Origin of the sequence: Ramlibacter sp. 2FC (assembly GCF_005503345.1) — a bacterium.
Taxonomy (GTDB): Bacteria; Pseudomonadota; Gammaproteobacteria; order Burkholderiales; family Burkholderiaceae_C; genus SCMQ01.
On record NZ_SCMM01000005.1, the window covers coordinates 1 to 26501 of the forward strand.

The 26501-nt window shown below is 70.4% G+C and carries 25 protein-coding genes, 1 pseudogene and 1 riboswitch; of the genes and pseudogenes, 14 read left to right on the plus strand and 12 right to left on the minus strand.

The features are described from left to right. From rbp (FFS10_RS03630) to FFS10_RS03640, 3 genes and pseudogenes are all read right to left on the minus strand, one after another. Nucleotides 1-248: RNA-binding regulator (rbp, locus tag FFS10_RS03630; RefSeq protein ID WP_137891576.1), on the minus strand; the 248-nt coding region annotated here is incomplete at its 3' end. 264 nt (nucleotides 249-512) lie between these two features. Next, nucleotides 513-872, minus strand: a pseudogene (rbp, locus tag FFS10_RS03635) (RNA-binding regulator); the annotation flags it as partial. A gap of 164 nt (nucleotides 873-1036) precedes the next feature. Continuing rightward, the gene (locus FFS10_RS03640; protein WP_137891581.1) at nucleotides 1037-2239 is read right to left on the minus strand and encodes an ammonium transporter; all 1203 of its coding nucleotides are present in this window, start codon (nucleotides 2237-2239) and stop codon (nucleotides 1037-1039) included. A 116-nt stretch (nucleotides 2240-2355) separates the two neighbouring features. Then, nucleotides 2356-2540: riboswitch (yybP-ykoY riboswitch) on the plus strand. A gap of 25 nt (nucleotides 2541-2565) precedes the next feature. Here FFS10_RS03640 and FFS10_RS03645 point away from each other — a divergent pair. Next, nucleotides 2566-3123, plus strand: a complete 558-nt coding sequence (locus FFS10_RS03645; protein ID WP_137891583.1) for a TMEM165/GDT1 family protein — start codon at nucleotides 2566-2568, stop codon at nucleotides 3121-3123. Nucleotides 3124-3128: 5 nt separating this feature from the next. Here the strand turns inward: FFS10_RS03645 and FFS10_RS03650 are convergent, their stop codons facing one another. Continuing rightward, entirely contained in the window at nucleotides 3129-3956 is an 828-nt protein-coding gene (locus tag FFS10_RS03650) for a formate/nitrite transporter family protein (RefSeq protein ID WP_137891585.1), read from the minus strand. 201 nt (nucleotides 3957-4157) lie between these two features. Here FFS10_RS03650 and metX point away from each other — a divergent pair, with 201 nt between their 5' ends. Together metX and metW are read left to right on the plus strand one after the other, a co-directional pair. Beyond that, nucleotides 4158-5504, plus strand: a complete 1347-nt coding sequence (metX, locus tag FFS10_RS03655) for a homoserine O-acetyltransferase MetX (protein WP_249931153.1) — start codon at nucleotides 4158-4160, stop codon at nucleotides 5502-5504. Beyond that, on the plus strand, nucleotides 5501-6085 hold the full coding sequence (gene metW, locus FFS10_RS03660; RefSeq protein WP_137891589.1) for a methionine biosynthesis protein MetW: 585 nt from the start codon (nucleotides 5501-5503) through the stop codon (nucleotides 6083-6085). Before metX ends, metW begins: the two co-directional genes overlap by 4 nt. An 80-nt stretch (nucleotides 6086-6165) precedes the next feature. On the opposite strand, the gene FFS10_RS03665 is transcribed toward metW, so the two are convergent. From FFS10_RS03665 to FFS10_RS03675, 3 genes are read right to left on the minus strand one after another with little or no spacing between them, the layout of a single operon-like run. Further along, a complete protein-coding gene (locus FFS10_RS03665) occupies nucleotides 6166-6717 on the minus strand; it encodes a VOC family protein (RefSeq protein ID WP_137891591.1) in 552 nt (183 codons plus the stop codon). A 39-nt stretch (nucleotides 6718-6756) separates the two neighbouring features. After that, a complete protein-coding gene (locus FFS10_RS03670; protein ID WP_137891593.1) occupies nucleotides 6757-7020 on the minus strand; it encodes a DUF2783 domain-containing protein in 264 nt (87 codons plus the stop codon). Between the two features lie 17 nt (nucleotides 7021-7037). Then, the gene (locus FFS10_RS03675; RefSeq protein WP_137891595.1) at nucleotides 7038-8699 is read right to left on the minus strand and encodes an FAD-dependent oxidoreductase; all 1662 of its coding nucleotides are present in this window, start codon (nucleotides 8697-8699) and stop codon (nucleotides 7038-7040) included. 419 nt (nucleotides 8700-9118) lie between these two features. Here FFS10_RS03675 and FFS10_RS03680 point away from each other — a divergent pair, with 419 nt between their 5' ends. The 7 genes from FFS10_RS03680 (at nucleotide 9119) to FFS10_RS03710 (ending at nucleotide 15780) form a co-directional block, all read left to right on the plus strand. Then, the gene (locus FFS10_RS03680) at nucleotides 9119-9901 is read left to right on the plus strand and encodes a FadR/GntR family transcriptional regulator (protein WP_137891597.1); all 783 of its coding nucleotides are present in this window, start codon (nucleotides 9119-9121) and stop codon (nucleotides 9899-9901) included. Nucleotides 9902-10072: 171 nt separating this feature from the next. Then, nucleotides 10073-10984, plus strand: a complete 912-nt coding sequence (ltnD, locus tag FFS10_RS03685; RefSeq protein ID WP_137891599.1) for an L-threonate dehydrogenase — start codon at nucleotides 10073-10075, stop codon at nucleotides 10982-10984. A 52-nt stretch (nucleotides 10985-11036) separates the two neighbouring features. Next, entirely contained in the window at nucleotides 11037-12050 is a 1014-nt protein-coding gene (gene denD / locus FFS10_RS03690; protein WP_137891601.1) for a D-erythronate dehydrogenase, read from the plus strand. Between the two features lie 2 nt (nucleotides 12051-12052). Then, nucleotides 12053-13330, plus strand: coding sequence for a 3-oxo-tetronate kinase (gene otnK / locus FFS10_RS03695; protein ID WP_137891603.1), 1278 nt, complete (start codon nucleotides 12053-12055; stop codon nucleotides 13328-13330). Continuing rightward, nucleotides 13327-13989 (plus strand): class II aldolase/adducin family protein, encoded by a 663-nt coding sequence (locus FFS10_RS03700; RefSeq protein ID WP_137891605.1) that lies wholly within the window; start codon nucleotides 13327-13329, stop codon nucleotides 13987-13989. The genes otnK and FFS10_RS03700 overlap by 4 nt, the downstream gene beginning before the upstream one ends. A gap of 43 nt (nucleotides 13990-14032) precedes the next feature. Next, complete coding sequence (gene otnI / locus FFS10_RS03705) at nucleotides 14033-14869, plus strand: 2-oxo-tetronate isomerase (RefSeq protein ID WP_137891607.1); 837 nt, start codon at nucleotides 14033-14035, stop codon at nucleotides 14867-14869. 44 nt (nucleotides 14870-14913) lie between these two features. Further along, the gene (locus tag FFS10_RS03710) at nucleotides 14914-15780 is read left to right on the plus strand and encodes a patatin-like phospholipase family protein (protein WP_137891609.1); all 867 of its coding nucleotides are present in this window, start codon (nucleotides 14914-14916) and stop codon (nucleotides 15778-15780) included. 22 nt (nucleotides 15781-15802) lie between these two features. Here the strand turns inward: FFS10_RS03710 and FFS10_RS03715 are convergent, their stop codons facing one another. After that, on the minus strand, nucleotides 15803-16390 hold the full coding sequence (locus FFS10_RS03715) for a peptidoglycan L,D-endopeptidase MepK (protein ID WP_171016057.1): 588 nt from the start codon (nucleotides 16388-16390) through the stop codon (nucleotides 15803-15805). Then, entirely contained in the window at nucleotides 16387-17988 is a 1602-nt protein-coding gene (locus FFS10_RS03720) for a L,D-transpeptidase family protein (protein WP_137891772.1), read from the minus strand. Before FFS10_RS03720 ends, FFS10_RS03715 begins: the two co-directional genes overlap by 4 nt. Before the next feature lie 153 nt (nucleotides 17989-18141). Between FFS10_RS03720 and FFS10_RS03725 the strand changes: the two genes are divergently transcribed. Both FFS10_RS03725 and FFS10_RS03730 read left to right on the plus strand, forming a co-directional pair. Then, the gene (locus FFS10_RS03725) at nucleotides 18142-18924 is read left to right on the plus strand and encodes an FTR1 family protein (RefSeq protein ID WP_137891611.1); all 783 of its coding nucleotides are present in this window, start codon (nucleotides 18142-18144) and stop codon (nucleotides 18922-18924) included. A 50-nt stretch (nucleotides 18925-18974) separates the two neighbouring features. After that, nucleotides 18975-20447: a M20 family metallopeptidase gene (locus FFS10_RS03730; protein ID WP_137891613.1), complete on the plus strand. Its 1473-nt coding sequence runs from the start codon at nucleotides 18975-18977 to the stop codon at nucleotides 20445-20447. Between the two features lie 6 nt (nucleotides 20448-20453). Here the strand turns inward: FFS10_RS03730 and FFS10_RS03735 are convergent, their stop codons facing one another. After that, nucleotides 20454-21626 (minus strand): MFS transporter, encoded by a 1173-nt coding sequence (locus FFS10_RS03735; protein WP_137891615.1) that lies wholly within the window; start codon nucleotides 21624-21626, stop codon nucleotides 20454-20456. A gap of 172 nt (nucleotides 21627-21798) precedes the next feature. Between FFS10_RS03735 and FFS10_RS03740 the strand changes: the two genes are divergently transcribed. Then, complete coding sequence (locus FFS10_RS03740; RefSeq protein WP_137891617.1) at nucleotides 21799-22164, plus strand: putative zinc-binding protein; 366 nt, start codon at nucleotides 21799-21801, stop codon at nucleotides 22162-22164. Nucleotides 22165-22181: 17 nt separating this feature from the next. Here FFS10_RS03740 and FFS10_RS03745 read toward each other — a convergent pair whose 3' ends face one another. Both FFS10_RS03745 and FFS10_RS03750 read right to left on the minus strand, forming a co-directional pair. Then, nucleotides 22182-22892: a 16S rRNA (uracil(1498)-N(3))-methyltransferase gene (locus FFS10_RS03745; RefSeq protein WP_137891619.1), complete on the minus strand. Its 711-nt coding sequence runs from the start codon at nucleotides 22890-22892 to the stop codon at nucleotides 22182-22184. Between the two features lie 16 nt (nucleotides 22893-22908). Further along, on the minus strand, nucleotides 22909-24036 hold the full coding sequence (locus tag FFS10_RS03750; protein ID WP_137891621.1) for an aminoglycoside phosphotransferase family protein: 1128 nt from the start codon (nucleotides 24034-24036) through the stop codon (nucleotides 22909-22911). 127 nt (nucleotides 24037-24163) lie between these two features. On the opposite strand from FFS10_RS03750, the gene FFS10_RS03755 reads away from it, so the two are divergent. Then, nucleotides 24164-26500: an LPS-assembly protein LptD gene (locus tag FFS10_RS03755; protein ID WP_249931154.1), complete on the plus strand. Its 2337-nt coding sequence runs from the start codon at nucleotides 24164-24166 to the stop codon at nucleotides 26498-26500. Nucleotide 26501 lies beyond the last annotated feature (1 nt).

A 26501-nucleotide genomic window follows, 5' to 3' on the forward strand; every position in this document is an offset into this window, starting at 1 on the left:
TCCATGGGGCGGGCTTCGTTGACCACTACGCTGCGGCCGCCCAGGGGCTGGCCGTTCATGCCGTTGATGGCGGCTTGCGCCTCGGCGTCACTGCCCATTTCGACGAAGCCGAAGCCCTTGGAGCGGCCGGTGTCGCGCTCCATCATGACTTTGGCGCTGGTCACGGAACCGAACTGGCTGAAGGCCTGTTCGAGGTCGCCGTCACGCACCGAGTAAGGCAGGTTGCCGACGTAGAGTTTGTTGCCCATGCAAGGGACTCCTAAAAACACATAAACAAAGCGATGGAGTCCCGAAAACGCATTCAACAAACCGCAGAACACCGTAAGGAAGCGAGACTGAGCTGCGCACCGCAAACTTTGGCGCGGGCACTGGAACCTGCGCCGGGTCATTATGCGCCATACCGTACGGGCTTTTGCAAGTGTTTTTTGCGCCAAAGTGTTGGGGAAAACCAGCATCGGCATGAAAAAAGGGCCCGCAGGCCCTTTTCAGTTCGGATATCGACGCAGGGCTCAGTAGCCGCCGCGGCCGCCGCCACCGTAGCCGCCACCACTGCGGCCACCGCCGCCGTAGCCGCCACCACCACCGCCGCCAAAGCCGCCGCCACCGCTGCGCGGGGGGCGCGATTCCATCGGGCGGGCTTCGTTGACCACCAGGTTGCGGCCACCCATGTTCTGGCCGTTCATGCCCTTGATGGCGGCTTGCGCCTCGGCATCGCTGCCCATTTCGACAAAGCCGAAGCCCTTGGAGCGGCCGGTGTCGCGCTCCATCATGACCTTGGCGCTGGAGACATTGCCGAACTGGCCGAAGGCCTGGGCCATGTCAGAGTCGCTGAAAGAATAGGGCAGGTTGCCCACGTAAAGTTTGTTGCCCATGGAAGGGACTCCTCAAGAGATGCAAAAACGCGATGGAGTCCGCTTTACGCCGTCAACAAATCCGTGAATCTTATGGAACGCGAAACTGACCAAAACACCGCAATCATGTGCGGCTGTTTAGAGCGACACTCTCGCATTATGCGCCACATGTCGCCTGTGTGGTTTTACCAGCTCGCTTCGCGCTCCGGCGTGGCACTGATCTTGTGGATGCTGAGGTCGGCGCCGTCGAACTCCGCCTCCTGGCTCAGCCTGAGGCCCAGCGTCGCCTTGAGCAGGCCGTAGACCAGGAAGCCGCCGGCCAGCGCCCAGGCCAGGCCCAGGCCCGTGCCCAGCAGCTGCGCGCCCAGGCTCACGCCGCCGAGGCCGCCCAGCGCGGGGCTGCCGAACAGGCCGGCCGCCACGCCGCCCCAGGCGCCGCACAGGCCGTGCAGCGGCCACACGCCCAGCACGTCGTCGATCTTCCAGCGGTTCTGCGTCAGCGTGAACATGACCACGAACAGGGCGCCTGCCACCGCGCCCACCGCCAGTGCCCCCAGCGGGTGCATCAGGTCCGAGCCGGCGCAGACCGCGACCAGGCCTGCCAGCGGGCCGTTGTGCACGAAGCCGGGGTCGTTCCTGCCCAGCAGCAGGGCGGCCAGGGTGCCGCCCACCATGGCCATCAGCGAGTTCACGGCGACCAGGCCGGAGATCTTGTCCAGGGTCTGGGCGCTCATCACGTTGAAGCCGAACCAGCCCACGGTCAGGATCCAGGCGCCCAGCGCCAGGAAGGGGATGTTGGACGGCGGGTGGGCCGACATGGCGCCGTCCTTGCGGTAGCGGTTGCTGCGCGCGCCCAGCAGCAGCACAGCCGGCAACGCAATCCAGCCGCCCACGGCATGCACCACCACCGAACCCGCGAAGTCGTGGAATTCGGCGCCGGTCTGGGCCTTGAGCCAGGCCTGCACACCGAAATGCTGGTTCCAGGCGATGCCTTCGAAGAAGGGGTAGACGAAGCCTACGATGACCGCGGTGGCCAGCAGCTGCGGCCAGAAGCGCGCGCGCTCGGCGATGCCGCCCGAGACGATGGCGGGGATCGCGGCAGCAAAGGTCAGCAGGAAGAAGAACTTCACCAGCTCGTAGCCGCTCTTGGCCGCCAGCTGCTCGGCGCCGACGAAGAAATGCGTGCCGTAGGCCACGCCGTAGCCGACCAGGAAATACGCCACGGTCGAGACCGAGAAGTCGACCAGGATCTTGACCAAGGCGTTGACCTGGTTCTTCTTGCGCACGGTGCCGAGCTCCAGAAAGGCGAAACCGGCATGCATGGCCAGCACCATGATGCCGCCTAGCAGTATGAACAGGGCATCCGCGCCCTGTTTGAGTGCTTCCATAAGGTCCTCTGAGATTGAATTGATCTGTATTGGTGCTTTTTTCGCCGATTTCTCGGGAATGCACCAAAACAAAGCAAGAATCGCGCCAATTCTGGGCGATGCATTGCGCTAAAATCGCGCCTGTCATTGGGGAGTAGCCTCCCTTCGAATCCGAGAGGGGTTTGCGTCAACAGACTTGTCTGCCTGCGGCGGACATGGCGCAAACAGGCTCTACGGACTTGGCGAGACCTTTGACTGCGCAGCCTCCACTGCCCCTTGCGGGCCGGGCCGGAGATGCCGCGCGGTCATTGGTTTTGTGCTCACGGTCCGGCCCGGCCCCGCCATCCATGCAAGCCTTTCTCGTCTCCACCGGCCTCGTCGCGCTCGCTGAAATGGGCGACAAGACGCAGCTGCTCTCGCTGCTGCTGGCCGCGCGCTTTCGCAAGCCCTGGCCCATCGTGCTCGGCATCCTGGTCGCCACCCTGGCCAACCACGCGCTCGCGGGCGCGCTGGGCACCTGGGTCACGCGCTTGATGGGGCCCGAGCTGCTGCGCTGGGTGCTGGGCGGCTCCTTCCTCGCCATGGCGGTCTGGATGCTGATCCCCGACAAGCTCGACGAAGGCGAGGGCGGCAACGCGCCGCGCCTGGGCGTGTTCGGCACCACGCTGCTGGCCTTCTTCCTGGCCGAGATGGGCGACAAGACCCAGGTCGCCACCGTGATGCTGGCCGCGCAGTACCAGGCCTGGGTCTGGGTGGTGGCCGGCACCACCCTGGGCATGATGCTGGCCAACGCGCCGGTGGTCTGGCTGGGCGACGCGATCACGCGGCGCGTGCCGATCCGCGTGGTGCATCTGGCCTCGGCCGCCGTCTTCGCCGGCCTGGGCGCGTTCGCGCTGCTGGCCTGATCGCCCTATGGGGCCGCCTGCTGGCCGCGCCGGTAGATCAGGTGGTAGCTCAGGCCCACCCCCAGGCTGCCGCCGACCAGGTTGCCGGCGATCACCGGACCCAGGTTGGCAGCGAAGCCGCCCCAGCTCACCAGTGCCTGGCCGGGCAGAACGGGGTCGGCCTGCTGGATCAGCAGGGCCAGCGGGAACAGGTACATGTTGGCGATGCTGTGCTCGAAGCCGGCCGCCACGAAGGCGCTGATCGGGAACACGATGGCCACGGCCTTGTCGACCACGCTGCGCCCGGCCATGGCCATCCAGACCGCCATGCAGACCAGCACGTTGCACAGCACGCCGCGACAAAAGGCCTGCAGGGCCGGCAGCTCCTGCTTGGCCAGCGCGATCTTGAGTACCGTGCGGCCGATCGCGCCCTCGTTCATCGCGGTGTGGCCGCTGGCGAACACCAGCAGCGCAAGCGCCGCCGCACCCGCGAGATTGGCCAGGCTGACCAGGGTCCAATTGCGCAGCACCTCGGCCGTGCCGATCTTGCCGTCGGCCCAGGCCATGACCAGCAGGTTGTTGCCGGTGAACAGCTCGGCGCCGGCCACCACCACCAGCAGCAGGCCGAGCGAGAACACCAGGCCGCCCAGCCACTGGCCCGCGGCGTAGCCCAGCGTGGCGTCCGACTTGACCAGCACGAAGCCCAGCGCCCCCAGGCCGATGAACACGCCGGCCAGCACGCCCAGCATCAAGAGCGGCAGCGTGGCCAGGCGTGCCTTGGCCACGCCCACGGATTCGACGCGCAGCGCGACCTCGCGCGGCGCATAGGCATCGGAGCCGTACAGCTCGGACATCGGCTTTCCCTTCATTGGCCGCACCGCGGCTTGCACGTATACTAGCTGCAGCGCCGATTTGCTCCAGCTTGCGGGCGCGCCGCGTCGGGGAGGATTTCCATCCCCGACGCGGCGAAAACAGCTAAAGAGGGACCCGTAGCCCGGTGTCGCTTCTTTGGCGTCACCGGGTTTTTTCTTGTCATGATCGTCACACCGCAGTCCATGAGTTTCGACGCGCCGCTGGCTCTGCAAAGCGGCGCATCGATACGCGGCTACTCACTGGCCTACGAGACCTACGGCCATCTCAACGCCGACCGCTCCAACGCCGTGCTGATCTGCCACGCGCTCAACGCATCGCACCACGTGGCTGGCCGCTACGAAGGCCAGGCCCGCTCCGAGGGCTGGTGGGACAACATGATCGGCCCGGGCAAGCCGGTCGACACGGACCGCTTCTTCGTGATCGGCGTGAACAACCTGGGCTCCTGCTTCGGCTCCACCGGGCCCATGCACCAGAACCCCGGGACCGGCAAGGCCTGGGGCGCCGATTTCCCGGTGGTCACGGTGGAGGACTGGGTCAACGCCCAGGCGCGCCTGCTCGACGCCCTGGGCATCCAGCAACTGGCGGCCGTGATGGGCGGCAGCCTGGGCGGCATGCAGGCCCTGTCCTGGACCCTGCAGCACCCCGAGCGCGTGCGCCACGCCGTGGTGGTGGCCAGCGCGCCCAACCTCACGGCCGAGAACATCGCCTTCAACGAGGTGGCGCGCCGTGCCATCGTGACCGACCCCGACTTCCACGGCGGGCATTTCTACGAGCACGGCGTGATCCCGAAGCGCGGCCTGCGCATCGCGCGCATGATCGGCCACATCACCTACCTGAGCGACGACGTGATGAACGAGAAGTTCGGTCGCAGTCTCAGGGCCCCCACGCTCCCCGCTGCGCGTGGTTCGCTGCCCCCCGAGGGGGCTGGTCCGGCTAGGGGCGGCCCGTCGCCGGACCTGCGCGACTATTTGTATACGACGCAGGACGTGGAGTTCCAGATCGAGAGCTACCTGCGCTACCAGGGCGACAAGTTCAGCGAGTACTTCGACGCCAATACCTACCTCTTGATCACGCGCGCGCTCGACTACTTCGACCCGGCGCGCGCCCATGGCGGCGACCTGACGGCCGCGCTGGCCCAGGCGGTCTGCAAGTTCCTGGTCGTCAGCTTCACCACCGACTGGCGCTTCTCCCCGGCGCGCAGCCGCGAGATCGTCAAGGCCCTGGTAGCCAACCGGCGCGAGGTCAGCTATGCCGAGATCGACGCGCCGCATGGCCACGACGCCTTCCTGCTCGACGACCCGCGCTACCTCGAGGCGGTGCGCGCCTACTTCGCGAACATGGAGGTGAGCGCCGCCGGGCCGTCCCAAGGTGCGAAGGCCCCCTCGGGGCCGGGCCTAAGCGTGATGCCTCGGGACGTGCATAGCGCAGGCCCGGCAGGGGCTCGCTTCGCTGTACAGCTGCGCGCACGGACGCTGCGCGAGCCCAGCGCAGTACACGGAGTGACCAGCGTGGGGGCCCGTACATCATGAGTGACTTGCTGATCATGCAGTCGATCGCCCGGCTGGTGCCGGAGGGCGCGCGCGTGCTCGACCTGGGCTGCGGCGACGGCGCCATGCTGGACCTCTTGCAGCGAGAGCGCGGCTGCAGCGGCTACGGCATCGAACTCAGCGACACCGACCTGCTGGCCTGCGTGCGGCGCGGCGTCAACGTGATCCAGCTCAACCTGGACCAGGGCCTGTCCATGTTCGGCGACCAGAGCTTCGACGTGGTGCTGCAGATCGATACCCTGCAGCACCTGCGCAACACCGAGACCATGCTGCGCGAGACTGCGCGCGTGGGCCGCATCGGCATCGTGGCCTTCCCCAACTTCGCGCACTGGCCCAACCGGCTCAGCATCCTGCAGGGCCGCATGCCCGTGACCAAGCGCCTGCCCTACCAGTGGTACGACACGCCCAACATCCGCGTCGGCACCTTCACCGACTTCGAGGTGCTGGCGCGCAAGAACGGCCTGCATGTGCTCGACGCCTTCGGCCTGCAGGAGGGCCGCGAGCTGCGGCGCTGGCCCAATCTGCGCGCCGGCACGGCGGTGTTCAAGCTGCAGCGCGGCTGAGAGGCATGGCCCCCACGCTCGGCACTGGCGTGTCCTCGCTGGCCCCCCGAGGAGGCCTTCGCGCCTGGGGGCGGCCCGAGTCACTCGCCGGCGGTGCCGGGCGCGAATTCCTTCTCGTGCATCCATGCCGCGTGCTTGGGGGCGCGCTTGGTGCGGCTCCATTCCTCGAGCATGTCCCACTTGACCTCGTCTAGCCGCTGGTGCATCCCGGGCGTGCCCGTGTTGGCCGCCAGCTCGAGGCGGTGGCCGTTGGGGTCGAAGAAGTAGATCGACTTGAAGAGGGTGTGGTCGGTCGGGCCCACGACGGGGATGCCGGCCGCCTCCAGGCGCGCCTGGGTGGCCTCCAGCGTGGCCGGGCTGTCGACCTCGAAGGCGATGTGCTGCACCCAGTCCGGCGTGTTGGGGTCGCGGCCCATGGGCGGCGAGTTCGGGATCTCGAAGAAGGCCAGGATGTTGCCGCCGCCCGCGTCGAGGAACAGGTGCATGTAGGGGTCGGGCGTGTGGGTCGAGGGCACCTGGTCTTCGGCGATCGCGAGCACGAAGTCCATGTTCAGGTGCTTGACGTACCAGTCCACGGTTTGCTTGGCGTCCTTGCAACGGTAGGCGACATGGTGGATCTTGCTGATTTTCATGAGGGGCTCCTTGGGTCTGGGGGCGATGGGGTGGGGTGTTCAGGCGGCGGCGCGCGCCAGGCGCAGGGCCTCGCGCAGCACGGCCAGGTCGCCGACGTGGTTGGCCAAGAGCAGGATCAGGCGCGCGTTGACGCGCTCGCTCTGCTCGTCGCTGAGCTCGCGGTGGGTCTCGATCAGGGCCTCGTAGAAATCGTCGCCGGGCGTGAAGTCGCGGAAGTAGCGCCGGCCGGCCTCGTGGAAGTTGGGCGCCAGGTTCAGTGCGGCAGCCGGCGCGGCCTCGCGCTGGCTCAGGGGGGCGTTCATCGTGGCTCTCCTTCGGTTCAGGCGTTGCAGGTGGCGCGTGCCAGGGCGGCGCGCACGCGGTCCGCGTCCAGGCTGCGCCAGCGCGCGGCCACATGCTGGTCCGGGCGGGCCAGGTAGCCGCTGCGGGGGTGCGCGTCGTAGCGCCGTGCGATCAGGCCATCGCGGTCGACCAGCACCGCGAAGCCCTCGACCTCGGCCGGGCAGGGCGAGACCAGCAGCGGCTCGACCGCGATCGCGCCCTGGGCCAGCGACTGCAGCGCCGCGCGGTCGGCGCCGGACAGGCGGCCTTGGGCATCCAGGAAATGCAGGCACTGGAAGCGGTTGCCGAGCTGGTCCAGCAGCCAGCCGTCCTGGCCTTCTCGCGCGATCGGTGCGTCGTCCATGGGCGCGCCGGGCACCATGTCGCCGGCGAACGGCTCCTGGTCGGGCGTGTTGAGCGGTGAATCGGTCAGGAAGGCCGGCACCGAGAGCCGGCCCGAGTTGACCAGCTTGCGCGCGAAGGCATGCTCGCGCGCCAGGTCCAGCACCGCGTTGCGGAAGCTCCGGCTGGCGCGGCTCTTGGGCGTGATGAAGTCGGTCGAGCGGGTGGAGTTCAGCAGGTTCTCGTCGGCCGCGAACTCGCGCTCGGCGGCGTAGCTGTCGAGCAGGCGCTCGGGCGCCTGGCCGGCCTGCACCAGGCGCAGCTTCCACATCAGGTCGTCCGTGTCCTGGAAACCCGAGTTGGCGCCGCGCGCGCCGAAGGGCGAGACCTGGTGCGCGGCATCGCCGACGAACAGGAGGCGGCCATGGCGGAAGTCCTTCATGCGCCGGCACTGGAAGGTGTAGATGCTCACCCATTCGAGCTCGAAGGGCCGCGCGTCGCCCAGCATGGCCTGGATGCGCGGGATCACCTTCTCGGGCTTCTTCTCCTGCTCGGGGTCGGCGTCCCAGCCGAGCTGGAAGTCGATGCGCCAGACCTTGTCGGCCTGCTTGTGCAGCAGCACGCTCTGGCCCGGGTGGAAGGGCGGGTCGAACCAGAACCAGCGCTCGGCCGGGTAATCGGCCTGCATGATCACGTCGGCGATCAGGAAGCGGTCCATGAAGATGCGGCCCTCGATGTCCAGGCCCAGCTGGCGCCGGATAGCGCTGCGCGCGCCGTCGGCCACCAGCAGCCAGTCGGCCTCGATCTCGAACCGGCCGTCGGGCGTCTCCACGGTCAGCCGCGCGTGGTCGGCCTGGGGCTGGACCGAGATCAGCTTGTGCTGCCAGCGGATGTCGGCGCCGAGCTCCAGCGCCCGCACGATCAGCATTTCCTCCAGGTGGTACTGCTGCAGGTTGATCATGCCGGGCCGCTTGTGGCCGGGCTCGGGCACCAGGTTGAACTGGTAGACCTCCTGCTCGTTGAGGAAGGTGCGGCCCACGTTCCAGCTCACGCCCTTGGCGCAGGCGGCCTCGCCCACGCCCAGGCGGTCCAGGATCTCGAGCGCGCGCTTGGCGTAGCAGACCGCGCGCGAGCCGACCGAGACGGTCTTGTCCTCGTCCAGCAGCAGCACGGGCAGGCCTTGCAGGCGCGCGTCTATGGCGGCGGCCAGGCCCACGGGGCCGGCGCCGACCACGATCAGCGGGCGGCGCTGCGGCGGGCTGGACTGCAGGTCCGTGGGCGGACGGTAGGGGTAGGTTGGATTGATGTAGGTACCCATCAGAGGTCTCCGGCTCGGTTTTTGGCGCGGATGCGCCAGTGAAAACTTTAATTTACTATAGAGAAACGAATTTACCTAATCGAAATTAAAGTGGTGTGGTCGACCGTTTGATCTGGATCAACCCTGGCCGCGCTGGGATTTCGCCGCGTCGGGAACACAGGCTCCCGACCTGGCCAGGACGGTGTCCCGTCCAAGTGCTGGCGGGCTGATGGAGGTTTCTCCACGGGCACCACGCGCCCGCCCCGCAGCGTTTCCTTTGCCGAAGCCCTGCGCTTCTGCCTCAAGCTCGGCTTCATCGGCTTCATCGGCTTCGGTGGCCCGGCCGGTTGGGCATGAGGCAGGGCCGGGCGCGGGTATTCCGCAGCATGCAGGCGCCGTCGCATGGGTTAAATTCGTATGATGACTTTAGAGTGCCTCGCATGAACGCCCGCTTTCAGTCCATCACGCCGGGCGCGCGCCTGTCCGACCAGGTCGCCGACGCGCTGGGCACCGAGATCCGTTCCGGCCGGCTGGCCGTCGGCGCCAAGCTGCCGACCGAGCAGGAACTGGCCGGGCAGTTCTCGGTCAGCCGCACCGTGGTGCGCGAGGCGGTGTCGCGGCTCAAGTCCCTGGGCCTGGTCGATTCGCGCCAGGGCAGCGGTGTCTATGTACGCGACGCCGGCTTTTCACCGCTGAACTTCGACGCGCGCTACGCCGGCTCGCGCGAGGCCGTGATCCAGATGGTCGAGGTGCGGCGCGCGCTCGAGGGCGAGGTGGCCGCGCTGGCGGCCCAGCGCCGCAATCCTGAGGACCTGCTGCGCCTGCGCCAGGCCATAGCGGCCCTGGAGATGGCGGTGCAGGCCGGCGGCGACGGGGTCGAGGAGGACGTGCGCTTTCACCGCGCCATCGCCGAGGCCACGGGCAACCCCTTCCTGATGGACACGCTGCAGTACCTGGGCCAGTTCCTGCGCGGCGTGACCCAGGTGACGCGGGCCAACGAGGCGCGGCGCGCCGATTTCGCGCGCCAGGTCAGCGAGGAGCATGTGCTGATCCTGCAGGCCATAGAGGCCGGCGACCCGGACCGCGCCCGCCAGGCGGCGGCGGGCCACATGAGCAATGCCATAGGCCGCATCCGCCAGGCCGACCCGGCCTTCTGGCAGCAGGAGGGCGCCGAGCTCGCGAGCCCGCTGCTGGCAGCCCGGCCCGGCAGCGCGCGGCCCTGAGCCCTCGCCTGGCCTGGGGCTAAGGGATAGCCCTGATGGGTTCGCTCGGCTAAATTTGTATGATAACCATATCAATACACGCTGACGGGTGTGCGTCCGGGGCGCGCCCGCCCAGGCGTCGTCGGTGGCCGGCGGCGCCACACCCTGTCCGGCCTCTCAAGGAGTTTTGACATGCAACCCAGCATCGGCCTGATCGGCCTCGGCGCCATGGGTGGCGGCATGGCGCAGTCGCTGCGCCGCGCCGGCCACGCCCTTCATGTCTACGACGTTCGTGCCGAGGTGGCCCAGGCCTTCGCCCAGGACGGCGGTACGGCCTGCGCCACGCTGGCCGAGCTCGGCGCGGCCAGCGACGTGGTGGTCTCGGTGGTGGTCAACGCCGCCCAGACCGAGAGCGTGCTGTTCGGCAGCGCCGGGCAGCCGGGCTGCGCGGCCAGCATGAAGCCCGGCAGCGTGTTCGTGATGTGTTCCACCGTGGATCCGAACTGGTCGATCGCGCTGGAGGCGCGCCTGGCCGAGCTCGGCATCCTCTACATCGACGCGCCGATCTCGGGCGGCGCGGCCAAGGCCGCCAGTGGCCAGATGACCATGATGAGCTCGGGCCGTCCCGAGGCCTATGCCCTGGCCGAGCCGGCGCTCAACGCCATGGCCGCCAAGGTCTACAAGCTGGGCGAGCGCGCGGGCGCGGGCAGCAAGGTCAAGATCATCAACCAGCTCCTGGCCGGCGTGCACATCGCGGCGGCGGCCGAGGCCATGGCCCTGGGCCTGCGCGAGGGCGTGGACGCGGCGGCGCTGTACGAGGTCATCACCCACAGCGCGGGCAACAGCTGGATGTTCGAGAACCGCATGGCCCATGTGCTGGCGGCCGACTACCGGCCGCTGTCGGCGGTCGACATCTTCGTCAAGGACCTCGGCATCGTGCTCGACGTGGCGCGTGCCAGCAAGTTCCCGCTGCCGCTGTCGTCCACGGCGCACCAGATGTTCATGCAGGCCTCGACCGCGGGCTTCGCGCGCGAGGACGACAGCGCCGTGATCAAGATCTTCCCGGGCATCGAATTGCCACAGCCGCCGGCCCAGGCCGAATGAGGCGACACTGGCCATCACCGCTCCCTTTCCCATTCCTTCTCGAGACAAGCCCATGAACATCCTGATCACCGGCGGCTGCGGCTTCCTCGGCGCCCGCCTGGCCCGCACCCTGCTGCAGCAGGGCAGCCTGTCGCTGGCCGGCGCCGCGCCGCGTGCCATCAACCGCATCACCCTGGCCGACCGCGTGGCCCCGCCCGAGGACCTGCGCGCCGACCCGCGCATCGCGAGTGCCGAAGGCGACCTGCTCGAGCTGATCGCCAGTGGCCAGGGCCTGCCGGCCGACACCGACCTGGTGTTCCACCTCGCGGCCGCGGTCAGCGGCGAATGCGAGGCCGACTTCGACCTCGGCATGCGCAGCAACCTCGAGGCCACCCAGGTCCTGCTGCAGGCCTGCCGCGCCCTGGGCAGCAAGCCGGTGCTGGTGTTCTCCAGCTCGGTCGCGGTGTTCGGCGACTCGCCCGAGCAGCCGCTGCCGCCGGTCATCACCGACACCACCCTGCCCACGCCGCAGAACAGCTACGGCATCCAGAAGTTCATCGGCGAGCAGCTGGTGGCCGACTGCACGCGCAAGGGCTTCGTGCGCGGGCGCAGCGTGCGCCTGATGACGGTCTCGGTGCGTCCGGGCCGGCCCAACGCGGCGGCCTCGAGCTTTCTCAGCGGCATGCTGCGCGAGCCCCTGGCCGGCCAGCGCGCCACCTGCCCGGTGCCGCCCGACACCGCCGTGGCCCTGTCCTCGCCGGGCAACACGGTGGCCGGCCTGATCCGCGCGGCGACCGCCTCGGACGGCGAATGGGGCGCGCGCACCGCGGTCAACCTGCCGGCGCTCACGATCACGGTGCGCGAGATGGCCCAGGCGCTCGAGCGCGTGGCCGGCCCGGCCGCCACCGCCCTGATCGCCTGGCAGCCCGACGCCCAGATCGCCAAGATCGTCACCAGCTGGCCCAGCCGCATCCAGGCCACTCGCGCTAAAGGCCTGGGGCTTGAGGCCGACGCCAGCTTCGAGGCCATCATCCGCGCCTACGCGCAGGAGAACCCCGACGCGGTCAAGCTGGAAGTCAGGGGCTGAGCATGGGCGCAGGCATCCTCCTGGGCTGCATCGCCGACGACTTCACCGGCGCCAGCGACCTGGCCAACAACCTGGTGCGCGCCGGCATGCGCGTGGTCCAGACCATAGGCGTGCCCGAGGGGCCCCTCAGCGTCGAGGTCGACGCCGTGGTGGTGGCGCTCAAGTCGCGCACCATCGCGCCCGAGCAGGCCGTGGCTCAGTCCCTCGAAGCCCTGGCCTGGCTGCAGGCCCAGGGCGCGCGCCAGATCTACTTCAAGTACTGCTCCACCTTCGACAGCACGCCGCAGGGCAACATCGGCCCCGTGACCGAGGCGCTGATGGACGCGCTGGGCTGCGACTTCACCATCGCCACCCCGGCCTTCCCCGACAACGGCCGCACCGTGTTCAAGGGCTATCTGTTCGCCGGCGATGTGCTGCTGAGCGAGAGCGGCATGCAGAACCACCCGCTCACCCCCATGACCGACCCCAACCTGGTGCGCGTGCTGCAGGCGCAGACCCGGCGCAAGGTGGGCCTGATCGACTACCGGGCGGTGAGCCAGGGCGCCGATGCGGTGCGCGCGCGCATCGCCGAGCTGCGCGAACAGGGCGTGGGCATGGCCATCGTCGACGCGGTCTCGAACGAGGACCTGCTGCGCATGGGCCCGGCGCTCAAGGAGCTGCCGCTGCTGACCGCCGGCTCGGGCGTGGCGATTGGCCTGCCGGCCAACTTCGGCGTCGCGCCCTCGCCCCAGGCCAGCCGTCTGCCGCCCGCGGGCGGCCTGCAGGCCGTGGTCTCGGGCAGCTGCTCGCTGGCCACCAACCGCCAGGTGCTGGACTTCATCAAGTCCGGCCGGCCCGCGCTGGCCATAGACCCCTTGCGCATCTCGGCCGGCGTGGACGTGGCCGCCGAGGCCCTGGCCTGGGCCGAGCCGCTGCTCGAGAGTGGGCCGGTGCTGGTCTATGCCACCGCCGACCCCGCCGCCGTCAAGGCCGTGCAGGGCCAGCTCGGCGTCGAAGAGGCGGGCGCCATGGTCGAGCGCTGCATCGCGGCGATCGCGCGCGGCCTGGTGCAGCGCGGCGTGCGCCAGCTGGTGGTGGCGGGCGGCGAGACCTCGGGCGCCTGCGTGCAGGCGCTGAGCATCGCCCAGCTGCAGATCGGCCCGCAGATCGACCCCGGCGTGCCCTGGTGCCATGCGCAGTCTGTTGCGTCCGGTGGCGAGGGCCTGCACCTGACGCTCAAGTCCGGCAACTTCGGCAGCGACGACTTCTTCACCAAGTCCTTCAAAATGCTGCAGGCATGAACGAGACACAAGCCCGCGAAGAGATCTGCCGCGTCGGCCGCAGCCTGTTCGAGCGCGGCTACGTGCATGCCACGGCCGGCAACATCAGCCTGCGGCTGGACGACGGCTTCCTGATCACGCCCACCGACGCCTGCCTGGGCCGGCTCGACCCCGCGCGCCTGGCGCGCCTGGACGCCAACGGGCAGCAGCTCGGCGGCGACCGCGCGAGCAAGACCCTGGCCCTGCACCGCCAGATCTACGACGCGGCCCAGCGCTTCGACCCCGGCACCCGCTGCGTGATCCACACCCACAGCACGCACTGCGTGGCGCTGACGCTGCGCGCCCAGGGCGAGGAATTGCTGCCGGCGCTCACGCCCTATTTCGTGATGAAGGTCGGCCATGTGCCGCTGATTCCCTACCACCGCCCCGGCGACCCGGCCGCCGCGGCCCTGGTGGCCGAGACCATCGCGCGCTACGGCGAGCGCGGCGCGCCCATCCGCGCGGTGATGCTCGAGCGCCTGGGACCCAATGTCTGGCACGACAGCCCGGCCGCCGCCATGGCCACGCTGGAGGAGCTCGAGGAGACCGCGAGGCTGCTGTGCCTGAGCCCTTCGCCGCCCGCCCCGCTGGACGAGGCGCAGATCGAGGAGCTGCGCCGGAGCTTCGGCGCGCGCTGGTAAGCCCGCGCGCGCCTTCCATCGACCCGTCTTCCAAGGACAACCCATGCCCAAGTTCGCTGCCAACCTGTCCATGATGTACCCCGAGCTGCCCTTCCTCGACCGCTTCGAGGCGGCGGCCAAGGACGGCTTCCGGGCCGTCGAATACCTGTTTCCCTACGCCTTCGCCAGGGAGGAACTGGCCGCGCGCCTCAAGGCCCATGGCCTTCAGCAGGTGCTGTTCAACGCCCCGCCCGGCGGCACCGACGCCGCGTCCATCGACGCGGCCTGGGCCGGCGGCATGCGCGGCACGGCCTGCCTGCCCGGCCGCGAGGCCGAGTTCCGCGCCGGCGTGGCGCTGGCCCTGGACTACGCCGAGGCGCTGGCCTGCCCGCGCATCCACCTGATGGCCGGCCTGCTGCCGGCCGACCGCACGCGCGAGGAGCTGCGCCCCACCTATGTCGCCAACCTGCGCTGGGCCGCGGACCAGGCGGCCCGGCGGGGCCGCGAGGTGCTGATCGAGCCGATCAACCTGCGCGACATCCCGGGCTTCTTCCTGAACCGCCAGGACCAGGCCCATGCCATCGTGGCCGAGGTCGGCGCGCCCAACCTCAAGGTGCAGATGGACCTCTACCACTGCCAGATCGTCGAGGGCGACGTGGCCATGAAGATCCGCCAGTACCTGCCCAGCGGCGCCGTGGGCCACCTCCAGATCGCCGGCGTGCCCGAGCGCCACGAGCCCGACATCGGCGAGCTCAACTACCCCTACCTGTTCGGCGTGATCGACGAGGTGGCCGCCGCCTGCGGCTGGGACGGCTGGCTGGGCTGCGAGTACAAGCCGCGCCAGGGCGGCCAGGCCGGCGGCACCTCGGCCGGCCTGGGCTGGATGCAGGCCTGGCGCTGACGCGCGGGATTGAGTTGCGGGGCCGGGTGTGAAACACTGGGCCCATGGATGACGGCGCAGGCAAGAAGACGGCCTTTGTTCTGGCCGGTGGCGGCAGCTTCGGCGCGGTGCAGGTCGGCATGCTGCGCGCCCTGGTCGCGCATGGCCTGAGGCCTGACCTGGTGGTCGGCTCCTCGGTGGGCGCGATCAACGGCGCCTACTTCGCCGGCGCGCCCCATGCGCGCGGCGTGGCGCAGCTCGAGGCGATCTGGCGCAGCCTGGATCGGCGCGAGGTCTTTCCCCTGGCCTGGCGCGACGTGTTCGGCGTGGTGGGCGGCCGGCGCAGCTTCGCCATCGACCCCACGGGCCTGCGCCGCCTGTGCGAGCGCTGCCTGCCCTACCAGCGGCTGGAGCAGGCGCAGCTGCCGCTGCATGTGGTGGCGACCGACCTGCTGGGCGGCGGCACGGTGCGCCTGTCGGAGGGGCCGGCGGTCGACGCCATCATGGCCAGCAGTGCGATCCCGGTGGTGTTTCCGCCGGTACGCCTCGCCGGGCGCTACCTGATAGACGGCGCGATCACCGGCAACACGCCGATCAGCACGGCGGTCGAACTCGGCGCGCAGCGCGTGATCGTATTGCCCACGGGCTTTGCCTGCATGCTCGACGCCCCGCCGGCCAGCGCGGTGGCCAGCGCCCTGCACGCCGTGACCCTGCTGATCGCGCACCAGCTGGCGCTGGAGTTCGAGCGCCACCGCGAGCAGGCCGAGATCATCACCGTGCCGCCGCTGTGTCCGCTGACCACCTCGCCCTACGATTTCTCGCGCGCCGGCGAACTGATAGAACGCGCGGCCGAGCAGACCGAGCGCTGGCTGGCGCGCGGCGGCCTGACGCGCCAGCGCATGCCGCGCGCGCTGATGGCGCACTTTCACTGATCGGGCGGGCACGCCCGGCGCTTCACCAGCTGCGCAGGCGGCCGGTGTCTAGGTGCACGAACTGCTCGCGCGCGTAGAAGCCGACCCCGCCGCCGCGCAGCGAGAGGGCGGCATCGCGCAGCTCGGCCAGCGGCAGGTCGGTGATGCGGATGTCGATGGCCTTGCCGTCCATGTGCAGGCTGCGCTGGGCCACGCCGCCGCCGCGCGTGCTGCGCAGCCGGCTGTTGGTGGCCGGGCAGCGGTAGCCCGAGATGACCTGGAACCAGGGCTCGCCGCCCAGGGTCTGCTTGACGCAGTGCAGCAGGTCGAACAGCTGGGGGTCTATAGTGCCGACCTCGCCCGAGTAATGGTCGCGCAGGAAGCGGTTCAGGCGGCCCAGCGACTCGGGCAGGTAGTCGTCGCCCAGGGCATAGACCAGGGAGAGGCGCTCGCCGGTGTGGGCATGGCTCAGGCTCAGGCTGCGCGCGTCCGGGCGCGCGGCCAGGGCGGGCAGCGCCAGCGGCAGGGCGCTGCCGGCCAGCGCCAGGCGCATGCCCTGGCGCAGGAAGCGGCGGCGGGAGGGGGTGGTCGGCAGGCTGGGCACGCAGTGGATTCTGGCAGCAATCCTCATGGCGTGCCGGGCTGCGGGGCCATGGGCCCAGCGGGTCGGGGGCGGGCGCGCAGCGCCTCGTCGAGCAGGCGGTCATGGCCGTACAGGTCGGGGAAGAAGAACACCCGTCCGTCCTGCCGCACCAGGGTGGTGCTGTAGGCGATCACCACCGGCACCGGGTCTTTGAGGCGCAGGGTGGCGGATTCGCCCCTGGCCATGGCCTCCAGAATCCGCGACTCGGGCCAGTCGGGCGCGTCCTGCAGCACGAACTTGGCCAGCGCCACCGGCTCCTCCACGCGTATGCAGCCGTGGCTGAAATCGCGCCGCTCGCGCTGGAACAGCTCGGGCGCGGGCGTGTGGTGCAGGTAGATGTTGTCGTTGTTGGGGAACACGAACTTGATGTCGCCCAGCGCGTTGGCCGGGCCAGGCCGCTGGCGGATGCGCAACTGGCCGCGCAGCACGCGCTCGAGCTGGGCGTCCGACAGCGTCCTGATCACCGAGCCGTCGCCGGCCACGAACTCGAAGCCCTGCTGCTCGAAATAGGCCGGCTCGCGGCGCAGGCGCGGCACCAGCTCGCCGCGCGCGATCGACGGCGGCACGTTCCAGTAGGGGCTGAACTCGATGAAGCGCATGGCCTCGTCGAACAGCGGCGTGCGCGTGTCCAGGGCCTTGCCGACGATGACTTTCATGGCCAGGCGAACCTCGACCCGGCCTTCGCGCACCTCGTAGGCGCGCAGCATGAACTCGGGCACGTTGACCACGATCATGCGTGGTCCCTGCAGCAGCGGGGTCCAGCGCAGGCGCTCCATGCTCAGCTCGATCTGCCGCGCGCGCGCCGCGGGCGGCTGGTTCAGCTGGGCCAGCGTGGCCGGGCCGAGCACGCCGTCCTGGGCCAGGCCGTGGCGCGCCTGGAAGGCGCGCACGCTGTCCACCAAGGCGCCCTCGTAGCGCCCGGGCAGCGGCGCGCCGGCCGGCAAGTCGCCGAGCGCGCCGAGCCGCTGCGCCAGCAGGGGCAGGCCGTACCAGGCCTGCCCGGGCTTCAGGGCCTTGCCCGGCAGCGGCGGCAGGGACGCTTGCCAAGCCGGGTGCTCGGCCAACTCGCGGTAGCGGGCCAGGGCCGCGCGCAGCCGCGGGTACTGGGGCAGGGCCGGCGCCGCCTCGCGCACCGCCTCGGCCAGCCGGTTGCCTGCCAGCGCCGTGCGCAGCCGGGCGGGCGCATCGATGCGCCCGGGTGATGTCACGCTGAAATCCGCGTGGATGCGGCGCGGGTCGACACGGCCCTGGTGCAGGTCGGCCAGGTAACGCTGCATGGCCTGAGTCAGCGCCTGGTCCAGCGGCCGCAGCGCGGGCCCTGCGGGCGCCTGCTCGACCTGGGCCAGGGCGAGCGACAGCGGCTCGGCCTGGTAGTCCGCGGGGTCCAGCCCGTCGGACCGGGCGGCCTGCAGGAGCTCGATCGCCTGCCGCGCCTGGGCACTGGGCCGGCCGGCCGCGAACCACAGCAGTTCCTCGCCAGCCGCGGCCCAGCTGGCCCCGCTCGCCAGGGCCAGGCACAGGCCGAGCGCCAGGGCCAGGGCCAGGCGCCTTTGGCCAGGGGCCGGGGAAAGCCGGGGAGCGCGCATCAGCATGGCCAGGGGCCGTCATGGGAAAGGATGGGGCCATTCTAGGCCGCAGCCTGCTGCGCTTCGTTTCAAGAGGTCACGCAAGTCCCTGCTGTCTTGTAAATCGAAATGAGAGTGGTTATCATTAGCGATATTGAAAAGAGAGGTTGAGGCATGTTCCAGGTGTTGCTGATCGGATTTCGCGAAGGCCTCGAGGCCTTTCTGGTGGTGGCCATCGCCACCCTGTACCTGCGCCGTTTCGGGTTGTTCACGCTGCTAGGCGCTCTGCGCTGGGGCGTGGTCGCGGCCGTGACCGGTTCGGCCCTGCTGGGCCTGCTGCTGTCGCAGATCGGCGCCCTGTCGCCGGCCTGGGAGGGCAGTCTGGCGCTGCTGGCCGCCGCCGCCGTGGCCTGGTGCGTGGTCCACATGCGGCGTGCCGGCAAGGGCATGGTCCAGGACATCGCCCTGCGGCTGGAGCAGGCCGCGGCACGCAACGGCGCCGCCGCCTGGTGGTCGGTATTCGCCTTCACGGTCTTCATGGTCGGGCGCGAGGGCGTGGAGACCGCGACCATGATCGCCTCGCTGGCCGGCAACCACGAGCTGCGCCACATGGCCGTGGGCGGCTTCATGGGCCTGCTGATCGCCGCCGCCATCGCCCTGCTGTGGGTGCGCTTCGGCCACCAGGTGCAGCTGGGCCGCTTCTTCCGCGTCACGGCCTGGTTCATGGCCTTGTTCGCACTGCAGCTGGTCATCTACGCCCTGCACGAGTTCACCGAGGCCAACCTGGTGCCTGTCGTCGACAACGCCTGGTGGCACCTGGCCACCGAAGACCTGGCCGAGGGCTGGATCGCCCAGGCGATCTCGCTGGCCCTGGTGCTCGTGCCCACGGCCTGGCTGGCCGGCGCCTGGCTGCTGGACCGGCGCGCCCAGCGCCCGGTGAGCGCCGGCGCCCGCTGAGCTGCGCGGCCGGCGCGGGGGTACAGTAGCGTCTCCCACCGGAGACCGCCATGAATGCCCCGCTGCACCGCGAATTGCCCGCCGGCGCGCTCGACGCCGCCGCCGCCCTGGACCATGTCACGCGCGCCTGGGACGGCGACATCCTGCGCCAGCTGACCGACTACATCGCCATTCCGGCCAAGTCGCCGGCCTTCGACGCCGACTGGGCCGCGCACGGCCACATCGAGACCGTGGTGCGCAACGCCGCGGCCTGGGTCGAGGCGCAGAAAGTCGAGGGCCTGAAGCTCGAGGTCGTGCGCCTGCCAGGCCGCACGCCGGTGCTGTTCTTCGAGATCGGCGCCACGCGCAGCGACGCGCGGGAAACGGTCTTGATGTACGGCCACCTCGACAAGCAGCCCGAGTTCTCGGGCTGGCGCAGCGACCTGGGCCCCTGGACGCCCAAGTACCAGGACGGCAGGCTCTATGGCCGCGGCGGCGCCGACGACGGCTACGCGGTCTACGCCAGCATCGCGGCCGTGCAGGCCCTGAAGGCCCAGCAGCTGCCCCACCCGCGCATCGTGGGCCTGATCGAGACCTGCGAGGAGTCGGGCTCCTACGACCTGCTGCCCTATGTTCATGCCCTGCGCCCGCGCCTGGGCCAGGTGGGCCTGGTGATCTGCCTGGACAGCGGCGCCGGCAACTACGACCAGCTCTGGCTGACCACCAGCCTGCGCGGCATGGCCAGCGGCACGCTCAAGGTCGAGGTGCTGAGCGAGGGCGTGCACTCGGGCGACGCCTCGGGCCTGGTGCCCTCGAGCTTTCGCATCATGCGCCAGCTGCTGGACCGCCTGGAGGACAGCACCACCGGCCGCCTGCTGCCGGCGAGTTTCCACTGCGAGGTGCCGCCTGACCGGCTGGCCCAAGCGCGCGCCACGGCGGCCATCCTCGGCGAGGAGGTGCACAAGCGCTTTCCCTGGGCCCACCACGACTGCGGCGGCTCCACGGTCTTCACCCTGCCCACCACGCGCGACCCGCTGGACGGCCTGCTGGCCCGCACCTGGGCGCCCACGCTCAGCGTGACCGGCGCCGAGGGCCTGCCCGCGCTCAAGGACGCGGGCAACGTGCTGCGGCCCTATACGGCTTTCAAGCTCAGCCTGCGCCTGCCGCCGCTGGTCGACGCGGCCGTGGCCCTGCAGCAGATGAAGGCGCTGCTGGAGGACGACGCGCCCTACCAGGCCAAGGTGACTTTCCATCCCGACGGCGCGGCCAGCGGCTGGAGCGCGCCCAGCGCGCCGCCCTGGTTCGGCGCCGCGCTGGACGCGGCCAGCCAGGCCTATTTCGGCGCGCCCTGCGGCTACATAGGCCAGGGCGGCACCATCCCGCTGATGAACCTGCTGAGCCAGGGCTTCCCGCAGGCGCAGATGATGGTCTGCGGCGTGCTCGGGCCGCAGAGCAATGCCCACGGGCCCAACGAGTTCCTGCATGTGCCCTATGCGCGCCGGCTCACGGCCGCCGTGGCCGAGGTGATCGCGCGCATGCCTTGAGGCCGGCTACGCGCGGCCTTCGGCGCGCTGGCGCAGCGCCAGCCAGGCCAGCGCCGCGCCGGTCAGCGCCACCGGCAGCAGCGAGCCCAGGTTGAGCAGGGCCCAGCCCTGGGTGGTGACCAGGGCGCCCGAGGCGAAGGAGCTCAGCGCCATGACCAGGAACACGAAGAAGTTGATCGCCGCCTGGGCGCGGTCCTTCTCCTCGGGCCGGTAGGCGCGCAGCGACAGCGTGGTGCTGCCGGTGAACAGGAAGTTCCAGCCCAGGCCGAGCAGGAACAGCGCGACCACGAATTGATGGAGCTGAACGCCCGAAAGCGCCACCGCGATGCAGGCCGCGTTGAGCAGCACGCCCACGCCCATGACCGGCAGGGCGCCGAACTTGCGGATCAGGTGGCCGGTGAAGAAGCCCGGCGCGAACATGCCGATCACATGCCATTCCAGCACCAGGGCGGTGTCGGCGAAAGGCAGGCCGCAGACCTGCATGGCCAGCGGCGTGGCCGCCATCAGCAGGTTCATCACGCCATAGCCCAGGGCCGCGGTCGCGGTGGCGACGATGAACACCGGCTGGCGCATGATTTCGGACAGCGGCCGCCCGCTGCCCTGGCCTTCGCTGCGCGGCGGGCTGGGCGGAAAGCGCAGCCCCGCCATCAGCGCCATGCCGAGCAGCGCCACCGCGGCCAGCGCGAGGTAGGCGCCGACGAAGGGCGCGGCCGTCAGCTCGCGCGTGCGCGCCGCCAGGTTGGGGCCCAGCACCGCGCCCAGCAGTCCGCCGGCCAGCACCAGGGACACGGCCTTCTCGCGGAAGGCCGGCGCCGCGAGCTCGGCCGCGGCGAAGCGGTAGAGCTGGCCATTGGCGCTGTAATAGCCGGCGACCACGGTGGCCGAGACCAGCAGCCAGAAGTTGCGGCTCCAGGCCGCATAAGCGCACAGCAGGCAGGACAGCAGTGCCACGGCCAGGCCGCTCTGGAACGAGGCGCGCCGGCCCCAGCGCGACTGCGTGCGCGCCACCAGCCCGGTCGACAGTGCGCCGCCCACCACATAGCCCATGACGGGCAGGGTGGCCATCCAGCCCAGCGGTGCCAGGCTCAGCCCGACCAGGCCGTTGATCGCGATGAAGGTGACGTTGTTGGTCAGGAACAGGCCCTGGCACAGGGCGAGCAGGGCAAGGGAAGGGTTCATGGGCGGAAGTTGGCGGCAAGGGCGCGCGCGGGGTCGCGCGCCAGGCGCAGTGTAGGCCGCCCGACGCCCCCGAGTTTGACGGTGCCCTTGACGGGGCGCAAAACCCTGTCGCCGCCTTGGGGCTAACTTGCCTGCTGGGCGCCATGCCCAGCCACCTGCCCAGGAGAAGCCGATGTACCCGCCTGCTGCCCCACTGCCCCTGGTCTACGCCTGCTCGGGCTGCTCCAGCGCCGCGCAGCTGGCCAACCATGTGGCGCTGCAGCTGGACCGGCGCGGCCTGGCCGAGATGTCCTGCATCGCGGGCGTGGGCGGCGACGTGCCGCACCTGCTCAAGATCGCCCACTCGGGCCGGCCCATCGTCGTGCTCGACGGCTGCCCGCTGGGCTGCGCCAGGAGCTGCCTGGCGCGCCACCAACTGGCAGCCCAGCGCTACTACGCGCTGCACCTGTGGGGCGTGAAGAAGCGCAGCCATGCGGACTTCGACCCGGCCGAGGCCGAGGCGGTGCTGGCGCGGGTCGAGGCCGAGCTGGCGGCCTGAGGGTCAGGGCAAGCGCGTCAGAGCAGCAGCGCAGCCAGCACCGCCAGCGGGGCGGTCTCGGCGCGCAGCACGCGCGGCCCCAGCGTGACCGGGGCAAAGCCGGCGGCCAGGGCGGCGGCCTCCTCGGCCGGGGTCAGCCCGCCCTCGGGGCCGGACAGCAGGGTGACCGGGCCGTCGCCGGCCGCGGCCTGGACCAGCGGCCGGGCGCCCGGGTGCAGCGAGAGCAGCAGGCGCTGGCCCGAGGCCGGGTGGTCGGCCAGCCATGGCGCCAGGCCCGTCGCCTCGTGCAAGCTGGGCAGGCGGTTGCGGCCGCACTGCTCGCAGGCCGCGGCCGCGACGCCGCGCCAGTGCGCGAGCTTCTTGTCGGCGCGCTCGCCCTTGAGCTTGAGCACGCTGCGCTCGGCCAGCAGCGGCGTGAAGCTGGCGGCGCCGAGCTCGGTGGCCTTTTCCACCAGCCAGTCCATGCGCTCGTTGGCGATGCTGGCGGCCAGCAGGTGCACCTCGCGCGCGGCCTCGCGCTCGATGGCGTGGTGAGCCACGAGCTCCACCGTCACCGAGCTGCGGCCCATCTGGACCACGCTGGCGTCCCACTCGCCGCCCTCGCCGTTGAACAGGGTGACGGATGCGCCGGGCTGCAGGCGCAGCACCTGGACATGGCGCGCGGCGCCGGCCGGTAGATCCAGCCGCGCGCCGGCGCTCAGGGACAGGGGACAGTAGAAGCGCGGCATGGCCGGCGACTTGCGCTCAGATGCGCCCGAAGGCGTAGCCGCTCACGGCCTCGCTGCCCTCGATCTCGTCGACCAGGCGCAGCAGCGGCGCGAGCTCGCGGTAGCGCGCGGCCGTGGTGCGGATGTAGGCGATGAAGCGCGGCGTATCGGCCAGGTAGCGCGGCTTGCCGTCGCGCAGCGTCAGGCGCGCGAAGATGCCGGCCACCTTGAGGTGGCGCTGCAGGCCCATCCATTCGACGGCGCGGTAGAAGGCGCCGAAGTCGCTGTGCCAGTCCTCGTGGTCGAGCAGGCCGGCGCGGCGTGCCTTCTCCCAGTAACGGATGGTAATGTCGAGCACAAAATCTTCCTCCCAGCTCAGGAAGGCGTCGCGCATCAGGCTGGCGATGTCGTAGGTGACGGGGCCGTACACCGCATCCTGGAAGTCCAGCACGCCCAGGGCCTGCACGGGATCGGCCTGGGGCTGGCGCGGGATCATCAGGTTGCGCGGCATGAAGTCGCGGTGCACGTAGACGCTGGGCGCGGCCAGGTTGCGCGCCACGATCTGCTGGAAGCAGGCATCCAGGGTCTCGCGCAGCCGGCCCTCCACGGCCACGCCGCGGTGCCGGGCCAGGTACCAGTCGGGAAACAGGGCCAGCTCGCGCTGCAGCAGCGCCGCGTCGTAGGGCGGCAACACGCCGGGCCTGGAGGCGCGCTGCCAGGCCACCAGGGCGTCGACCGCCTGCAGGTACAGGGCCTGGTTGGCCTGCGGCCGCCCGCGGTCTATGGCCTCCATCATGGTCTGCTGGCCCAGGTCGGTCAGCAGCATGAAGCCCTGGGCGGCGTCCCAGTCCAGTACCCGGGGCACGTTCAGGCCGGCCTCGGCCATCAGGCCCGCCACCTGCACGAAGGGCGCGCTGTTCTCCTGCGCGGGCGGGGCGTCCATGACGATGCGGCTGTCCTGGCCGTCCTCGGTGTCGAGGCGGAAATAGCGCCTGAAGCTCGCGTCGGCCGAGGCCAGGCGCAGGCTGGTGACGGCCAGTCCCTGGGCCGGGGCGATGCGCGCCAGCCAGCCGCGGAACGCTGCCTCGCGCGCCGGATCGCTCCAGGCGATGGCGGCGGGCTGGCCGGGGGCGGTCGGTGATGGGGAGGAGGTCGGTGCGCTCATGGATAATCCATTCTAAAACCCAGCCCCGTCGGGCCGGGCCCGCCTGTCCCGTCTTTTCCATGCGCCGGATGCACACCCTCAACCCTTGCCAGCGTCGCCGTCTCCCATGAGTTGCGGGGCTTTGCGCATGCCCCTCGCGCTCAGGCCCGTGGCCTGGGCCGCCCTGGCCCTGCTGCAGGGGGCGGCCTGGGCGCAGGCCGACACCGCGCCGCTGCGCACCAGTCCCCGGCTCGAAGAGCCGGTCAGCGAGGCGCAGCGCCGGCAGACGCCGACCTTCGTGTCGGGCGAGCGCATCTCGGGCCAGCAGGACCTGGTCACCGTGGTCGAGGGCGATGCCGAGCTGCGCAGAGCCGACACCGTGATCCGCGCCGACCGCCTCGAGTACCACCAGCCCGAGGACTTGGCCAAGGCGCGTGGCCATGTGCGCATCAACCGCGCCGGCGACCTGTTCCAGGGGCCGGAGCTCGAGCTCTACGTCGATGCCTTCGAGGGCTTCTTCCTGCAGCCGACCTACCAGCTGCTGCGCAACCAGGCGCATGGCGAGGCCTCGCGCGTGGACTTCGCGGGCGAGAAGCGGGCCATCGTGCACCAGGCGAGCTACACCACCTGCCTGCGCGAGCCGGGGCCGAGCTGGATGCCCGACTGGATCCTGCGCGCCGACCGCATCACTTTCGACCAGGAGGCCGAGGTGGGCCAGGCCGAGGGCGCGCTGCTGAGCTTCAAGGGCCTGCCCCTGCTGCCGATTCCCTCGATGAGCTTCCCGCTCAGCGACCGGCGCAAGTCCGGCGTGCTGCCGCCCACCTTCGGCATCGACAGCGTCAGCGGCCTGGAGCTGTCCCTGCCCTATTACTGGGACATCGCGCCCAACCGCGACGCGACCTTCACGCCCACCTTGATGAGCAAGCGCGGCGTGGACCTGGCCAGCGAGTTCCGCTACCTCGAGAACGACTACAAGGGCCAGGCCCGCGTGAACCTGATGCCCAGCGACCGGCTGCGCGATCGCGACCGCTGGGGCTATTCGCTGCAGCACCAGGGCAGCGTGCAGACCGGCTGGTCGCGGGTGGGTGCGCTGGGGCTGAACCTCAACCTCAACCGCGTCAGCGACGACAACTACTGGCGCGATTTCCCGCGCGCCGGCCTGACGCTGACCCAGCGCCTGCTGCCCAGCGACGGCAGCCTGGCCTGGGCGCGCGGCGACTTCTCGTTCAATGCGCGCGCGCTCAAGTGGCAGACCCTGCAGGACGTGACGGCTCCCATCGTGCCGCCCTACGACCGCATGCCCCAGCTGGCCGCGCGCTACGCGCGCTTCAACATCGGCGGCTTCGACTATTCGGTGGACGCCGACACCACGCGCTTCGAGGCCGATTTCTCGCGTCTCGCGCCCAGCCTGCGTCCCGTGCAGCCCAACGGCCAGCGCAGCTTCCTGCTGGCGCAGCTCAGCCGGCCCTGGCTGCGCTCCTGGGGCTTTCTGACCCCCAAGCTGCAGCTGCACGCCAGGAACTACCAGTTCGACGCGGCGCTGGCCAACGGCGCGACCACGGCCAGCCGCACGCTGCCGACCTTCAGCCTGGACAGCGGCCTGGTGTTCGAGCGCGACGCCAGCTTCTTCGGCCGCGCCCTGAGACAGACGCTGGAGCCGCGCGCCTTCTACGTGCGCACGCCGTTCCGCGACCAGAGCCTGCTGCCCAACTACGACTCGGGCGCGAACGACTTCAACTTCGCCACCATCTACACCGAGAACGCCTTTGTCGGCCACGACCGCATCGCCGACAACAACCTGCTGACCATGGGCGTGACCACGCGCCTGCTGGATCCCGAGACCGGCGCCGAGGCCGCGCGCTTCGGCCTGGCCCAGCGCTTTCGCTTCTCGGACCAGAACGTCACCCTGCCCGGAGGCACACCGGTCAGCGAGCGGCTGAGCGACGTGCTGCTGGGCGCGGCTCTCAACTGGGACCCGCGCTGGGGCTTCGACGGCACCGTGCAATACAACCCCAAGACGCACCGCTCCATCCGCACCACGCTGGGCGCGCGCTACCTGCCCGGGCCCTACCGCGTGCTCAACCTGGCCTACCGGCTGCAGCGCGGCACCAGCGAGCAGATCGACTTCGGCTGGCAGTGGCCCCTGTCCAGTCTTTCCAGCCTGGGCGGCGACAGCGGCGAGAAGCGCTCGGGCGGCCGCTGGTACAGCGTGGGGCGCCTCAACTACAGCCTGCAGGACCGCAAGCTGGTCGACGCCATCCTGGGCGTCGAGTACGACGCCTGCTGCTGGATAGGCCGCGTGGTGCTCGAGCGCCTGCAGAGCACCACCACCACGGCGAACACGCGCATCCTGTTCCAGCTCGAGTTCGTCGGCTTCTCGCGCATCGGCTCCAGCCCGCTGAAGACCCTGCGCGACAACATCCGGGGCTACCAGGAACTGCGCTCGCAGAGCACCGCGCCCAGCCGCTTCAGCAACTATGACTGAT